General features: G+C 73.0%; 1 protein-coding gene. It reads right to left on the bottom strand.

What is annotated here, in order from left to right; genetic code table 11:
- Positions 1-108: 108 nt before the first annotated feature.
- On the bottom strand, positions 109-1092 hold a 984-nt coding region (locus D7V93_RS43355), incomplete at its 5' end, for a TonB C-terminal domain-containing protein (RefSeq protein ID WP_244237858.1).

Consider the following 1092-nt stretch of genomic DNA (forward strand, 5'->3'; position numbering starts at 1 on the left):
GTGCAGCTCGTGGGGCGGCGGTGGGCGGACGGGGCGCTGCTCGACGTGGCGGAGGCGCTGCTGCCCTTCGGAGGCGGCGTGCGGTGGCCGACGGCGCTCACGCCCTGATCAATAGACGCGCAGCAGGCGCGAGCGGCATTCGAAGTGCGGGTTGCGCACGTCGATGACGTAGACGTCGCCGGTGGTCTCCTCGAAGCCGCCCGCGAGGACGCCCACCGCGGCGGCGGCGGCGAGGTACGCGGTGTCCGTGCCCTTCATCTCGCTGATCTTCCGCACGTAGACGACGCGGCCCTCCACGGACCACAGGCTGCGGATGCCGTCGGTGTGCACGCCCAGGGCGTCGGGCGGCGGCGGGGGGAACTTCGCCAGCGCGGGGGGCACGGACTGGAGCACGTAGTCGTCGTAGGCGGGGTTGCCGCTGCGGGTCATGAGCTTCACCTCGCGCAACGTGCCGTCCGGCCCCTGCAGCAGCTCCAGCGTGACGACGAGCTTCATCGTGCTGACGCCTTGGGCGAAGTCCTGGAGCTCCTCGCCGGCCTGGGCGCGGACGCGCAGTCGGTTGTACGCGGGATTGTCGCGGCCCCGCTCCGCGAGCTTCTCCCCCGGCGTGGGGACCAGGGAGAGGTTGCCTCCGGGAGAGCCCGTGGCGGCAAACCGCCGGGCCTTGTCCGCCCACGAGTACAGCATCTGCTTGGGCAGGCTGGGCATGTCGAAGAGCGGCGGTGCGTCCATCTGCTGCTCCAGCTTCGCGCGCAGCTTGCTGAAGTACGGATGGATGCGGCCGGTGTCCACGCGGTCGCGCGCCCGGCGGTCATCGACGAAGCCCTGCACCCGCTCCGACACGCGCGCATGTTCCTCGGCCGCGAGGGCTTCGGGGGACAGGCTCGGGTCTCCAGGCCTGAGCGTGCGGCCGCCTCCCCAGGACGACTCCGGCGTCGTGATGATCACCCCACCGCTGGCACCCGGAGGCGGCAGCAGGTTCGGGGGCAGGGTGCCCGGAGTCGCAGGTGCGCGGGGTGCGTCCAACACCGGACGGTCCGGCCCCTGCGCCGCCGGACGGTCCGGCTCCTGCGCCGCGGGACGGTCCGGCCC

The sequence above is a fragment of the Corallococcus llansteffanensis genome (assembly GCF_003612055.1).
GTDB classification, from domain to species: Bacteria; Myxococcota; Myxococcia; order Myxococcales; family Myxococcaceae; genus Corallococcus; species Corallococcus llansteffanensis.